Genomic DNA, 14,307 nt, shown 5'->3' with positions numbered 1-14,307 from the left:
ATCAAGCGGGCAGGAAGACACTTTTCCCCTCCTCAATGCTGGCGGTATAGCGTTTAAGGCCATAGTGATCCACGCGTTGCCAGTCGTGACTGACGACGATCGCCGTCATCTCCAGGCTGTGCACCATTTCGACGATCAGCGCAAACAGACGGCTGGCGTTATCGGGATCCAGCGCGGCGGTCGGTTCATCTGCCAACAACAAACGCGGCTGGTGGGCGATGGCGCGAATAAATGCCACGCGCTGGCGCTCACCGATAGAGAGCCGGGAAGGCAGGCTCTTTAGCAGGTGACGCACGCCAAGGGTGTCGATGGCTGTCTCCAGCCAGGGGGAGTGGGTGGCCATGCCCGCCAGCCGTCGCGCCAGAGTGATGTTCTCCATCACCGGTAGCCACGGCAGCAGCCCGCCATGTTGCAGCATAAACCCCAGTTCGTTGGCACGAATGGCAGCCAGCGTGGGCTCGTCCTCGGCCAGCAACGGGGCAGCAATATCTCGCTCACCCAACTGATAAACCCCAAGGGAGCCCGGACGCAAAATTGCGCCGGTCATCTCCAGCAGCGTGCTTTTACCACAGCCGCTGGGACCAGTGAGCGCCGCCACTTCACCGGGCCGGAGCGTTAGCGCCGGCAGCGAGACGTAGAAGCCCTGCGGCCCGCCCCGGCGGATGTCCATATCACGAATGTGAAGCATCAGGGCAGGTTCTCCAGCGGAACCGGATAGACGTTATCGCGCGGGTCGCTGTCGGGTGCCAGGGCAACCCAGCGATCGGCATCTTCGTTATAGCGCTGGTAGTAGTTGAGCTTGGTATTCAGGCGGCGGATAAAGCGCTCCTGTTCCAGTCCATCCCAGCTCTTCCAGGTCTCTTCATCCAGGCTCAGTACTTCACTCAGATACGGCAGGCTTTCGATGTATTCGCCCAGAAGGCCCATTTCACCAAGGCGGGTCGCATTTTTGCCTTTTGCCTGGTTAGGATCGTTGCCCATGGTGGCGGCCAGCGATCGCAGGCTGGCGAACATATCGTCCGGGGAGATCATCCCTTCGTTGGCGGCGTTGACGATCTTCTTCATCACGTCGCTCAGATCGCTCAGCTCGCTTTTGGTCAGCAGGACGCGCACTTCGGTCGCGGGGATATTCTGATTTACCAGATCGCGATCGCTGATCCAGGATTTGAACACCGGCGGGGCCTGCGTCCCCTGTTTTTCGCCCAGATAAGCCAGACGCATCGCTTTACTCAGCTTCTCGGCATCGCTTAGCAACGGATCGGCTTTCTTGCCCGCGTATTCCGGGCTGGCACCCAGGGCGCTGCCTGCCGTCTCTTCACCACTCCAGGCCGTTTTGATCTGGCCGGCGATGGCGCTGGAAAGACTATCCACAATGGTGCCAAAGCTATTCACGTCGCCGGAATCGATCGGGTAATAGAGCGGCTTATGCAGGAACGGATTGAGGGTCAACTCCTGATACTGGGCCGCGGCGGAAGCGTGGTTTTTCTTACCGCCCGGTGTTTTCAGGTGCAGGGTATAAAGCGCCACCCCGCGGTATGCTGCCTCCTGGCGTACCTGCTCCGCACCCAGGTGGGTGGAGGAGAGGCTGTCGGTACCGTCGAGCGCACCCGCATCGGTGATTAACACCACATAGCGTGCGCCGAACTGCGTCCAGTCCACTTTATCCAGCGCGGTCATCACGCCGCCGTAGGCGTCTTCATCAACTTTGCTGCTGGAGACCGTGGCCTGCTTTAGGTCATGCACTTTGGCGAGGAAATCTTTGCCATCTTTTACCGTGTTCGGATCGACATACATTTTGGCGTCATATTCCAGACCCGGCACCGCTTTTACGCTGGAGCGGTAGGCAACCAGGCCAAATTTCACTTTGTCCTGAAGTTTCTCTTTTTCGATCTGTTTGTAGATCTTGTCGATCGCCTCTTTGGTGCGATCAATGTACGGCCCCATTGAGATAGTCGAGTCAATTACGAAGACCACCGATGCCGAGAAGCCCTTCATCATGTTCTTCTCATCGGTCGCTTTAGCCGGCGCGGCGGTGCTCGCTTTCTCAGTGACCGAGGCCACGTTCAGCACCCGCACCTGGAAACCGGTATCGGTAAAGACATCATCGGAACCAAGCACCGGCAGCAGGTAGAAGTTTTTCAGCTGATCGACCATGTAGTCGGGTTCACGAGCCAGCACCTGCGGCACCGGCTTATGCTGATTCAGACTGGCGACCATCGGCTCCAGCGCTGCCGCGGGTTTAGGGTTGTTCAGCAGCGACTCCACGTCGCTTTTCTCTTTGAAGAACAGCATCGGGTGGCGCCCGGCGGGGTTGGTAAAGGCCAGCGTGAGCTGGACTTTCCAGTCGACGGTGCAGGCGGCTTTCATCCAGCCAGAAACATGGCCGAAGCTGTCTGGCCCAACCTGCAGCCACTCGTCCTGGCCCTGCTTTTCACGTTGATAGACATAAAAGCGGCTGAACGCGGGCTGCTCTTTGCCTGCTTCGCCCGCTTTAGCAGCCAACTGGCAGCCCGGATAAGTAAGCACGCGCTGGAACAGGGTGTGTTTCCCTTCCTGCAGCAGCGGCTGCGTGTCGGCGCCCCAGGCGGGCAGACTTAACGCCGCCGCGCACAGCAGGCCGCTGAACCCATGACTTTTTCTCATTATTTCGTCCTATTTTTTCAGCTCAGCTAAACGGGCTTTCGCTTCGGCGTTTTGCGGATCCTGATTCACCACCGCTTCGTACCAGTAGCTGGCCGTTTGCGGGTCGGGGCTGAAGCACCCGTCCGCCTGGGCGGATTTCGGGTCATACTCCTGGGCGTAGCGCATCGCCATCTGCGTATCGCCAGACTGCGCTTTATAGGCATACAGGCGTTGGGCGATATCGCAGCGTTTGTCGGCTTTGGCTTTGGTAATCACATCCAGCAGTTGGGCGCTGCTTGGCTGGCTACGCAGGCAGCCTTTTACGAACTCCATGTCATTGCCACTGCTCATCTGCTCATCCCCACAGGGACCGCTGATTTTCGCTACCGGGGCGGCGGCAGGTGCGGGGGCGGAGGCGTCGGCAGTTGCAGGTTTATGCATAAACCACCATCCGGCAGCAGCGGCGGCCAGCAGCAGGGCAACCACGGCGAGGATAATGGCGATCGGCGCTTTCCGTTTTGCCGGGGCCGCGGGCGGTGCGTCGACTACCGGTTCTGGCGCCGGCGCTGGCGGCTCGATCGCCGGCTCGGGCTGAACCGGTGGGGCAACGTCCAGGGTTTGGCTATTCTCTGCCAGCGGATTTTCTCCCCCTGCCTGCGAGCTCAGCAAACCGTCTGTGATAGCCAGGATACCCATATCCCGGGTACTGCTGTCTTTAATGGCGATACGATACGCCGCCTGGCGGTTAGCCAGCAGCGGGTCAATAAACGACGGACCGACCTGCACGGCAGGAACGTCGTCCATCACGCTCAGTGCAGGCAGGCCGAGGAACATTTCGCTGCTCACCCATCCGCCGCGGCTGTCGAGATACAGGTTGTCCTGGTTACGCAGGATGGAGATCTCAACGCCCTCGGTGCCCCCTTTCCAGCCTTTAAGGAGCAGAGTGGCGTAGCCAGGGTTGACGGGCTCTAAGGGTTTTAGTTCGGGTTTGATCACGTCCGGTTACTCCTGTGAACGCTGAATAAGGTGAAGAATGGCTCCCAGCTTTTCGTTCTGCGCCACGCTGATTTCACGGCCGGCGGAATGTCCGGCATTCTCGGTGATGAGTGCTTCCAGACCGATCAGCCAGTCGAGGATGAAATAGCCGCTGTAGTTCAGCTGCTGCGGCGTGAGGCTGACCAGCCGCTCGTCATCCTTCCACACTACGCTGTCGCACTGGGCAGGGCGGGTGAAGATAGGCTGATCGGGCTGGTTCTGGCGGGTCGGGCGCTTCTTCTCCGGCACGCTTTGATAGCCGAGCCAGGTCATAAAGTCGCTCATCACGTGCAGCACGCGAGAGACCTGGCGATCCACCATCCGATCGCGACGCACGCCGTCCTGCTCGGTGTTCTGCATCACGCTAACCAGCGCGTCTTCGGCACGCAGGCGCAGCAAACCGGTGATCAGTTCATCCACCAGCTCCTCGGCGGTGGCGCGCGGCAGGCCTATATAATTGAGCATCGCCGGGGTTTCCGGCAGGCCGCGCAGGTGATTGATCCAGTGCTGCACGCTCTGACGGGCAAAGGCAACTTCGTGGCTATGGGTCTTAATGCCCGAGATACCGTCATCAAGGCCATCTCCAAGACCAATATCAAAGATATCTGCCTCTTCCTGGACTTCAGGCAGGGTGACCTGCTGCATGTACAGCGCATGGAGTGAGCGGCGAGTCGGCACCAGCCGTGCCAGCAGTTCACCGTGCATGCCGTTGCGTTTTTTCACCGCCGCCACAATCTCCTGCGCGATGCGGGCTTTCTTCGCTACCTCTTCTTCACCATCGGGCTGATACCAGTTGCCCAGACCGCCTTCCACCAGATCGTGACGGCTCTCTTCGAGCTGCTCGGCAATGCGTTCAAGCTTGTTCTCCGGACGCGCAACCTGGCTCAGGTAGTTCGCCATTCGGCTCATCCCACCGTCGTTGAGGTTGAGCATCGCGTCCCAGGCCTCGGCCGGTGAGGCGATGTAGCGATTTACGGCTTCGTCTTCGAGGAAGGTTTTACGCATCAGCGTCAACTGATCGGCATTCTCGTCGCTGAAGGCGACTTCGCTACCGCCGCTCACCCGGATAAACGGCGTTTGCATGCCCGGTTTACGCACCAGGAAGGTGTTGTTGAAGGTTTCACCCTTCTTCCACTCGGACATCCAGCTGTATTTGCCGAATTTCTCCAGCATCGCCATTTTGATCATTCCGCCCTGTCCCCAGTACTGACGAAGCAACGCTTCTTCGTGAGACAGTGCGCTGGTGATGCGGTTATCGAACATGGTTAAAGCCCAGACCAGCCCCGGTAAGCGGCGGCTGCGCACATCGGCATCGGCGCCCTGGGTGCGGCAGATCCACTCGTCCAGCGCATCGCCGACGTCCTTCACGTCAGACTGCTTGGCGGAGGCGGTACAGAGCACCAGAACGTTCATCTCCTGGTTTTCGGTATAACGCTCAAAGAGGTAGGCCACTTTACCGCGCAGGATCAGCTCAGCCAGACGGCTACCGCCTTCGCTCTCTGCCGACTGGGCACCGAAGGCATCGATCGACATACGGCCGCGATAACCCGGGAAATCAAGCAGATCCACGTGATCAAACAGCGGTTCGGTAGTCGGTGCGGAGAGTGGAACGTGCAACTCGGCCGTGAGCACTGTCAGTTCGGCCAGCGAGATGGCAACAGGCGAGGCCAGTTGGCCTTCCTGCACGGGGCAGACTTCAATGCGTTGGTCGTTCGGCTGATTAAGGTGTTCCAGCATATCGACATTCATGATGCTGTTTTTCTGGATCAGCAGGCCGTTCTCTTCTACCACCAGCGTGCTTAGCGGCGCGCGTACTTCCTGTACGCCACCCAGACGTTGCAGCGTCTGGGCAAAGTGGCCATACGCCTGAGTCAGTTCGGGCACCTCTCCCCAGAGCACCGAGAAGAGTTGCGCGCGATCGTCAGTGGTCAGCCACGGCGCAAGATTCACCGCCTGTGGCCAGTAATGCAGGGCGAAGCGGCTTTGGGTTTTTCCAGCATGGCGGATGAGGTAGTCCCAGAAGGAGACGACGTCATCTTCTGTAACGCCCGGAACCCGCGTTGGGCGACGACGTTTTTCCAGCGTTGCCAGCAGGTCACGGATCCGTCCTTCGTCATACTCCCAGTCGAACTTCTCCTGGTTGAAGTCATGCACAAAGGCGTTGGCGAGGATTTTCGCCATCTCCACTTCGCTAAAGAGCTGCAGTTTGACCGGCCAGTTTTTATCGTCTTCGTGCTTCAGACGACTAAAGCGTGTTACCAGACCGGTTGCCTCTTTCCCGCCGCCTGGCGGGTTAATATGGGTCAGAAAGTCGAGCTGATGTCCGCCGAGCTGGGTGCCCAGCTTGCCATTCTCACCTGCGGCAAGCGCCGAAATCAGGTATGACTTGCCCGCCTGCGACAGGCCAAAGAAGCCGATAGTCATCGGTCGCGCCGCCGCCTGCGCCAGTCGGCGCGCTTTGTTGCGACTGCGGCGCAAATTTAGCGTCAGTCGGTCGGCTTCGGTGTTCAGACGTGGTGCGTCATGGCGGACGGAAGCAATCCAGTCGATAGCCTGACCGGCGCCTTGCTCAACGCCCTGCCAGCCCTGAACGATCTTTGCAGAATTAAGGGTACTCATTAGCTTTTGATACTCCCGCTATCCAGCCAGTAGTGCGTCTCGCTGAGACCGTTACCGACCATTGTGTTCAACTGGAATGCCACGTCTTTGCGGTTATAGTTGCGACGGGCATTTTCCATCTCGAGGGATTCAATACGGAATTTCTCCGGACTGACCGCCTCGACGCCGTTGCGTGGGCGACCCTGCTCGGCGGTGAGTTCGATACGCATCATGGCGTCGCCTGCCAGCTCGCTGGCGAGGTTAGGGTTGGTAATTTTCAGCGTATAGAGTGCAGACGCCGGCCAGCGCTCGTTATCAAGCTGACGGAAACCAATACGCACTTCGCCGCGCGCTTCAAAACCCTGCCCCTGCGGCAGCTGGAACTCCGGCGCATCCAGGTCGATATCCCGATAAAAGACGTTGCTGTCCTTGATCAGGTTGTTACCGTCCAGCATGCCGAGATAACGAATGGTGGAGTACGGCACAAAGTTGGCGGTGCGGAAGAAGAAGTTGCTCAGGCGAGAGTTCTCGGCCAGCAGATACAACATCGCCCCCACGGACGCGGTGGATTTCGGATCGTCGATGCAGCCTTTCTTGTTGAAGGGATACCAGCCGCCGGTTTCATAGCCATGCAGCGGCAGAACGCGCGATGGCGGCACCGGCTGGAGCTGGCGAATCAGCGCCTGAATTCCCGGCAGGCGTGACGGTCGGCCCGTCAACAGCAGCACGTCGCAGTTGTAGTGCCAGAGCACTTCGCACAGGGCGCGCAGGCTGTGGCAGATATTCATGCGGCCACTGCGTGGGTTGATGAATTCGTTGTGCAGGCTGGCCAGATCGATCTCCAGCGCCACGTCCAGAATGGAGAATGGCGCTTCGCTGGAGAGCTGGCCCAGGCGTACCACATCATTCACGTAATCCTGGACTTTCTGCGTTGGCGTGTTCTCTGTCAGTAGATCGCGGAAGGTGTAATTAAGCAGCTCACGGCCGTTTTCCGGCGAGTACTCTTCGTAGCGATGCAGGATTGCCAACGCCAGCGGGGCAAAGATCTGCAGCGTCAGTTGCTGGCGCAGGACCTGCTTGCCGGCCTCGATGGATTCGCTGCCAAAGAGTTGCGACATCATCGACTCTGCCGACAGATCGCTATGGCCTACCTTCATCATCGCGGCTTTTACCGCAGGCTGCAGGTACAGGCGAATGACATCCAGCAGGATATCGTCCCCCGCGACCTTAAAGCCTTCGCGGAAGAGCTGCTTCGGCGTGATACGCACGTTGATCCCTTCGCCGTCATCCAGCATATAACGGGAAATCACCAGGTCGGTGGTGCCGCCGCCAATGTCGATGGAGGCCACCTTCAGGCTACGGGCTTCGTTGGCGGCCTGTTGGTTATCCGGGCGACGGGTCGCGGCAAAGAACTCGTCGGTTCGGCCGCCGAAGTAGGTCTGGGTTTCGTTGTAGAGGTAAACCAGCTGTCCGCAGGTGGCTTCGTCCCATTTCACATGCACGCCTGGGCGCGGATGTTTTAGCTGTGCGGTCTCTTCACTTTCGTCATCCATCTCTTCCCAGCCCAGCGCTTTCCACACCAGGCGGATGGCGTCCAGCATGCACTGTTCAAAGATGGCTCGCTCAGGTTTTGGCATCGCCGGTGGCACGGTCATGATGACATTTCGCAAGCGGCGTGGGGTGCTGGCGTGGTTCATCTTCAGACGCTGCGCCGGGCTGTTTATCTGCATTAGCGCCTGGCTCAGCACTTCGGAGAGCATCATGGTCATGAGCGAGCTGCGGCTGTAAACCGGGGAGAAGACCGGCATCCGTTCATCTTCTGGCAGGCGAATCAACAGCTTGCCCTGATCGTTGAGCATGTACAGCAACGGCGCTGCGGTTGCGAGCGGCTCACGATCGGATTTCACAAAGGCCTGGCTAAAGCGCCAGCCGGGAGAATAGGGCTGATCGTCCCAAAGATAGCGTTTTGGACTGGAGATCCCGGTTGAGCCCTCTGTCCCCAGGCGCTGCGCTGCCATGCGGAAGGCTTCGTCCCCGACGCGGCCAATGGTCGGCCATGTGAAGGCGTCGCTGCGCCCGCTTTTTAGCGAGAAGTCCTGCTTACCGAACTCGGCCTGGGCGAACTCCAGACGGCTGTCGAAGGGTTCGTTATAGACATTTTGCGGATGGCTCAGGTCACGAAGTTGCAGCTGATAGAGCTGAGATAGCCCTTTATTGTCATCCCGATGTTCTTCTATCAGGATGCCGCAGCTGCGGGAGTTGCCGATGTCCAGCACCAAATCCACCGGAATGGCCGAGTCGCGGATCTTCACGTCGTTGACCTGCACTTCCGGGATAGCGACAGTGGCACTCAGGATATTCAGCAGATTGAGATAGTGCGCCTGATGCTCTTTCTGCAGCAGTTTTTCATCAATGTCTTCCGCGTGCTGGCGCAGCACATCGCGCGCCTGGGTACTGAACACCTCACGCAGCCACTCATCTATCCAGGGGAGCGTCAGGAAATCGCCCATCTCATGGGGATGCAGTGCCAGGGCAAAACCGGCCCCGGTGCGCACATCATCTTCGCTCGGTGCCAGGTACTGGGTGTTCTCACGATCCGGGAAAATTTTAGTATCGAAGATCAGGATGGCGCGCCAGGTGTTGCCCTTCTCGTCGGGCTCTGCCAGCTCGTGGAACTGGACCCGCGCCCAGTTGGTTGGTCCGTGTGCAAAGGCACGTGGCGGATTGAAGCGGAAGAAGGGCAGCGGTAGCCATAACCCCTGGTAGAGCCGCAGCGACTCTTCTGTCGTCAGGGAGTAATCCGATTCGGCAAAACGCGGCGCGGCGTTATCTGCCGCCGGGATTTGAAGCTTATCTTCACGTTCGTTATAGACCAGGCGCAAAATGGCGCCATCGCCATTCTGGCGCAGAAATTCACCGTACTCTTTACGGGCAGGCAGCGTAAAAGCGAAGTCCAGGAACTGGATGCCGCTGTCACGAATAAGTTTGACCTGTTTTTTAAAATCAGTAAGTTCAGCGAGCATTTACTTACTTGCCTCCTGCTTCATCGAAATAGGGAAAAGGGTGTTGGCGTCGTAACGGCCCTTACAATCCGCAATGTTCTGCGCACCAGGCGCACACTGGACTTCGGGCATTTGATATACCGATCCATCGGAGCACTGCGCTTCACCCTGGTTGTTGATGGCCAGATTGCCGGACTGGATGGCCGCGTTGACTGCACCGCGACAGGTCACCCCATCGCCGCGCACCATCTGTACTTCGCCCTGACCATCTTTGATCTGGTAATTCAGGCTCAGCGGCTTACCGGTGCGCTGGTCCTGAATGCCAGCACCGGCGTGCCAGCGGCCGTTTAAGAAGTCGGTACTCCCCTGTGCCAGTGCCCCGGTTGGAATGGTCAGCGGCGCATTGACACCCGGCTGGCCATCTCCTGAGGGAACCTCCGGCGGGGTAACGCCCGCAGCGGCGTCCGGGGTAGGTGGCGTGGATGGCTCACCTGCATTATCAGGTGCGGCGGGATTTACGGGCGGCGCGTTTTCTGTGGGGGCGCCATCGGGCAGAGCCGGTGCCGTCGGTGTTTCACCGTTAACCGGCGCCTCGCCGTGAGTTGGCGTCTTCATCGCCGGGAGTGAAGCATCTGGCAGACCCGTGCCATTGCCGTTCAGGCTCAGGCCGCCCCCCTGCGAGCTGGTGGTTCCGTGCAGGCCGGTCTTGACGGTTGGCGTGTTCAGATGGGCATCCGGCAGGCCAGGCAGCGTGGCGGAAAAACCAGGGATATGCACGCCCGGAACACAGCTACGCAGCAGCAACAGGATCAGCAACGCCAGAAGCAGCAAAGGAAGCAACCAGCGTAGCCACGCAGGTAACGTCCACCACCACCCCCGACGCGTTACGCGACGCTCGGTAACCGGCTCCGTTACCAGAGGCGCCGACGCCGCAACCGGGGCGGTAGTGGTAGGGGGTAATGGAACCGGTGGGCGCAGGCAGTCGAGCGGGTCGATACGTGACTGATGACGGGCATTAACGAAACCCCAAAAGCTGATGACAGGTTTGCCGCCCACCAGCCAGACCTGATTCTGGTCGGGAAACTGCATTGCTTTTTCAAGCAATTGGCCGAACAGGCGTTGTTCCGGATTGGCATGCTGGCTGTATTCAGCGCTGAGCTGGCGTAAGACAGCGTGGCTCTGCTCCAGTTGGCCGAGGGCAGCCTGACGCTCGCTCTCGGTGGCGGCAGACCAGGGGATCACATCTCCGGCGGCAGGGGCGTACCAGTCGATACGATCGCCGTGCTCGTTAACCTGCGGAATTGCCAGCGTATCGGCAACGGCGCTCTGTTTTCTCAGGCGCAGCGTCTCGCGCAGTTGCAGCGCAGAAATATGTACTGCCTGACCGTTCTCACCCATTGACTGGTATTTATCGAGCCTGTCACTGCACAGGAACATCTCTTTCACGTTGGCATACCCTTGCTGGTAATTATTCGGGTTAACTCTGCTTTTATTGGTACGTACGGCATTCTCGGCGATAACAAATCGTCAGCGACCGTAATCACATTTGAAGGTATAAATTGAGCAGAAAAATTATCGGCAGGTGACAGAAAACGTTTAGCCATAAATTAAATTTTTGGCGGCGGTTACGGTCAAATGCGCGAAAAACATTTTTGGTTTCTCGCCGAAACGCTGCTGGCATTCATTAATGTTTTTGATGAATTAATCGCAGCCCTCCGGGATATATTCTTTTATTGCCTGGCTCATCATTTCATTAAATTCGTGGGTATTATTGACGGCATAAACAGCACCGCCAGTATTGCTGGCAATACAGTTTCCGGCACCGGTATTCATAATATCGACCACGTTTACCTGCAAACGGGGCTTCTTCAGCTTGAGCTGACGCGCGACCTCACAGGGATCGCCGCCGCAGGTCTCTTCCCCATCGGTTATCAGCACAATAATGGCATCGCGATCTACGCCATCAACCAACTTGCCGGCCTTTTCCAGCGCTTCGGCCAGTGCGGTTTTGCCCACCGGCTGAATCTTATCAATAGCTTGTTTCAATACATTACGCTGGGCAAAAGGTAAGGCCGGAGAAACGAATACTTGCTGGCAGGTTGCTGCCGAGACCAGGCTAATATCCATATCTTTGGGCACTTCATCGATCACCTGTTTTGCCGAGCGGTGTGCAAGGCTAATACGGCGTGGCTCACGCTCAATATTCTTCACCGGCTTGTCCTGCATCAGGCGGCGTAGTTCATCCGGTGTGGCATCCATACTGATAGCCATTGAGCCTGAAGCATCAAAAATTAGCACCATTTCAGGGGCTTGCTGCTTGGTCCTCTCTGCCGGGCAGATCTGTTTTACCGGCAGCGGAGCGGGTGCAGCAGGAGCGGGCGGTTTAGCCGCAGGCACGCAACCGCGCAGTAAAAATAACGCCAACAGCGCTAACAGCAATAACACTAACAGCAGTAACCACAGCCCGCGGCGACCCTTGTTGACCACCGGAGCCGCTGGCATAACGGGAGCGGTGGGACTTTCGCTCCAGGCCGTAATCACCGGCTGACCATCAATCACCCAGACGCCGCGTTCATCGGGCTGACGAGCGGCAAGAGAGAGGACCTGCATAACCTCGGCAGGCGCCGCGTTAGCCGCCGCAAGCCGGTGATAAAGCTGCTCTATCACCACCAGTTTTTGCTGCAGCAATGCCTGCGCTTTCTCTTTTTCTGCTACGGGAAGGGCGGTGAGTGATACAGGTTGACCATTAATATCGCTGTACCATTCAATTGCCCCATCTGAGGCCTGATGCGGACGTGCAAAAAGATTTTTGTAGCCAGACGGGAGATGCTGTTCGACCAGAGAAATTAACGCGGGGTAGAGGTTGATATAATTTTGCCCAGAGGCGCTATGCTTAACCGTCCTTGTTATTCTGATCATGGAAATCGCTGCGCCATCTGCACTAAATCACAGATTAAAATTATACAGATGAAAAGATAATTCTTAATTCTAATTATGATTGCTGCGATAAATAACTACTAATATTTATAGGCATTGGGGATCATTTTATTAGAAATAAAATTTACATGTGTTTTGCAACCCCTAAATTATAAGGGGGTGGGGCGACCTTTAATTTGGCTTTAGGTCTAAACCAGGAGGTCTGTCGCCCATCATGCGTTCTCCTTTAAGCGTGCTAGCGCACCTCAAACACCACCGCCATCCACTTCACTTTCGTGCTTTCCGGGAAATCCGGACAGGGATCGAGCCGCGTACAGGCGCCCGTCCAGACAAAGATATTCTCGTCGATACGGTACCAGTGGGGGTTCCCTTCAACCGCATCACCCACGACCGCAGCGCACACGTCGATACGGCTGCCAGCGGGGAGGTCCAGGGCCACCGGCGCATAGACGGAGGGGGTGCCCAGACGGGCATACACTGGCATGGTGGTTTTCACACTACCTGTTACGGCGACTTCAGTGACATCACTCATCTCAGACCTCCTGACAACGTAAGCATCTTTAAACGATATAAGCCGTGGTAAACGGGGGCGATAACCATAAAGCGTGAAGCTGTCAGGATGTGTCATGTAAAAGGCTGACACAGAGTTTCGTGCGTCATTGACCCACGACAAGGCAGCCAGCCGCCACCTCTTCCTATAATCAGGCCCGTTTGTCTATCACTGGTGCGACGCATGGCTTACCAACTCAACCTGAACTGGCCGGAATTTTTAGGAAAATACTGGCAGAAACATCCCGTCGTTCTGAAGAACGCTTTCCCCCACTTTATCGACCCGATTACCCCGGATGAACTGGCCGGGCTGGCCATGGAGCCGGAGGTAGACAGCCGTCTGGTGAGCCATAAAGAGGGAAAATGGTCTGCCAGTAATGGCCCCTTTGAACACTTTGATGGCTTAGGCGAAACCGGCTGGTCGCTGCTGGCGCAGGCGGTTAACCACTGGCATCTGCCTGCCGCCGAGCTGGTGCAACCGTTTCGCGTGTTGCCGGACTGGCGTCTGGACGACCTGATGATCTCCTTCTCGGTGCCGGGCGGCGGCGTGGGCCCGCATATCGATCAGTACGATGTGTTTATCATCCAGGGGATGGGCAGCCGCCGCTGGCGCGTGGGCGACAAACTGCCGATGCGCCAGTTCTGTCCGCATCCGGCGCTGCTGCATGTGGATCCCTTCGAGCCGATCATTGATGAAGATCTGGCCCCGGGCGATATCCTCTATATTCCGCCGGGCTTCCCGCACGACGGCTTTACCCACGAAACGGCGCTGAACTACTCGGTAGGCTTCCGGGGGCCGAATGGTCGGGATCTGATCAGCAGCTTTGCCGATTACGCCCTGGAGAACGATCTGGGCGGGGAACACTACAGCGATCCGGATCTGACCTGCCGCGAGCACCCGGGCCGGGTTGAAGCCTATGAGCTGGAACGCCTGCGCCAGATGATGATCGAGATGATTAGCCGGCCGGATGATTTTACCCAGTGGTTTGGCAGCTTTATCTCTACGCCGCGCCATGAGCTGGACATTGCCGCCGCAGAGCCGCCTTACACCCCGGAAGAGGTGCTGGATGCGCTGCAGGGGGGCGAGACCCTTACCCGTCTCAGCGGGCTGCGCGTACTGAATATCGCCGACCGTTTCTTTATTAACAGTGAACAGCTGGACACCGTCGATGCTAAAGCCGCTGATGTCCTGTGCCGCTATACCGGGTTCGGCAAAAAAGAGCTGGGAGAGGCACTGCATAACCCGGCCTTTATCGCCGAGCTGACCGGGTTGATTAACCAGGGTTACTGGTACTTCGACGAGTAACCCCACCGGGCGTTTGACACCGGCGGCGCAGGCTGCGCCGCCGCTCAGGTTACACAAGGATATGACACGCCTTCCAGTAACTCAGGAGACGATCGTCATCGTTCTCCTGCTCCGCTTTTCTCCGCATGGCTCGCGCCAGGTTAGCCCGGGAGATCTCCTGGTTTTTTTGTACGACATCGATTACCGCTTCGCCAAGCGCCAGGGATATTTCGGTACGATTTTGCTCAATTACCATATATGTCTCCATGTCGTGTGCGA

The 14,307-nt window shown here is 57.8% G+C and carries 10 protein-coding genes; 1 reads left to right on the top strand and 9 read right to left on the bottom strand.

What is annotated here, in order from left to right:
* Window position 1: 1 nt before the first annotated feature.
* From WFN75_RS13800 to WFN75_RS13765, 8 genes are all read right to left on the bottom strand, one after another.
* The gene (locus tag WFN75_RS13800; protein WP_249220463.1) at window positions 2-688 is read right to left on the bottom strand and encodes an ABC transporter ATP-binding protein; all 687 of its coding nucleotides are present in this window, start codon (window positions 686-688) and stop codon (window positions 2-4) included.
* Window positions 688-2,643: a vWA domain-containing protein gene (locus WFN75_RS13795; RefSeq protein ID WP_207292911.1), complete on the bottom strand. Its 1,956-nt coding sequence runs from the start codon at window positions 2,641-2,643 to the stop codon at window positions 688-690. The genes WFN75_RS13800 and WFN75_RS13795 overlap by 1 nt, the downstream gene beginning before the upstream one ends.
* Window positions 2,644-2,652: 9 nt before the next feature.
* A complete protein-coding gene (locus WFN75_RS13790) occupies window positions 2,653-3,618 on the bottom strand; it encodes a hypothetical protein (RefSeq protein ID WP_207292912.1) in 966 nt (321 codons plus the stop codon).
* 6 nt (window positions 3,619-3,624) lie between these two features.
* Window positions 3,625-6,276: a putative virulence factor gene (locus WFN75_RS13785; RefSeq protein ID WP_336996338.1), complete on the bottom strand. Its 2,652-nt coding sequence runs from the start codon at window positions 6,274-6,276 to the stop codon at window positions 3,625-3,627.
* Window positions 6,276-9,278, bottom strand: a complete 3,003-nt coding sequence (locus WFN75_RS13780) for a virulence factor SrfB (RefSeq protein WP_207292914.1) — start codon at window positions 9,276-9,278, stop codon at window positions 6,276-6,278. The genes WFN75_RS13785 and WFN75_RS13780 overlap by 1 nt, the downstream gene beginning before the upstream one ends.
* Entirely contained in the window at window positions 9,279-10,694 is a 1,416-nt protein-coding gene (locus tag WFN75_RS13775) for an SrfA family protein (protein WP_336996441.1), read from the bottom strand.
* A 264-nt stretch (window positions 10,695-10,958) separates the two neighbouring features.
* On the bottom strand, window positions 10,959-12,176 hold the full coding sequence (locus WFN75_RS13770) for a VWA domain-containing protein (protein WP_336996337.1): 1,218 nt from the start codon (window positions 12,174-12,176) through the stop codon (window positions 10,959-10,961).
* A gap of 253 nt (window positions 12,177-12,429) precedes the next feature.
* Entirely contained in the window at window positions 12,430-12,726 is a 297-nt protein-coding gene (locus WFN75_RS13765; RefSeq protein ID WP_212478274.1) for an SH3 domain-containing protein, read from the bottom strand.
* A 201-nt stretch (window positions 12,727-12,927) separates the two neighbouring features.
* Here WFN75_RS13765 and WFN75_RS13760 point away from each other — a divergent pair, with 201 nt between their 5' ends.
* Window positions 12,928-14,049, top strand: coding sequence for a ribosomal protein uL16 3-hydroxylase (locus WFN75_RS13760; protein ID WP_336996336.1), 1,122 nt, complete (start codon window positions 12,928-12,930; stop codon window positions 14,047-14,049).
* 49 nt (window positions 14,050-14,098) lie between these two features.
* Here WFN75_RS13760 and WFN75_RS13755 read toward each other — a convergent pair whose 3' ends face one another.
* On the bottom strand, window positions 14,099-14,284 hold the full coding sequence (locus WFN75_RS13755; RefSeq protein ID WP_040077342.1) for a 6,7-dimethyl-8-ribityllumazine synthase subunit: 186 nt from the start codon (window positions 14,282-14,284) through the stop codon (window positions 14,099-14,101).
* Window positions 14,285-14,307: the final 23 nt, after the last annotated feature.

The organism is Leclercia sp. UBA7405, assembly GCF_037152215.1.
GTDB lineage: Bacteria > Pseudomonadota > Gammaproteobacteria > Enterobacterales > Enterobacteriaceae > Enterobacter > Enterobacter pneumoniae.
Note: the sequence above shows the minus strand (reverse complement) of the source record. Positions and strands in the feature narration are given on the sequence as shown.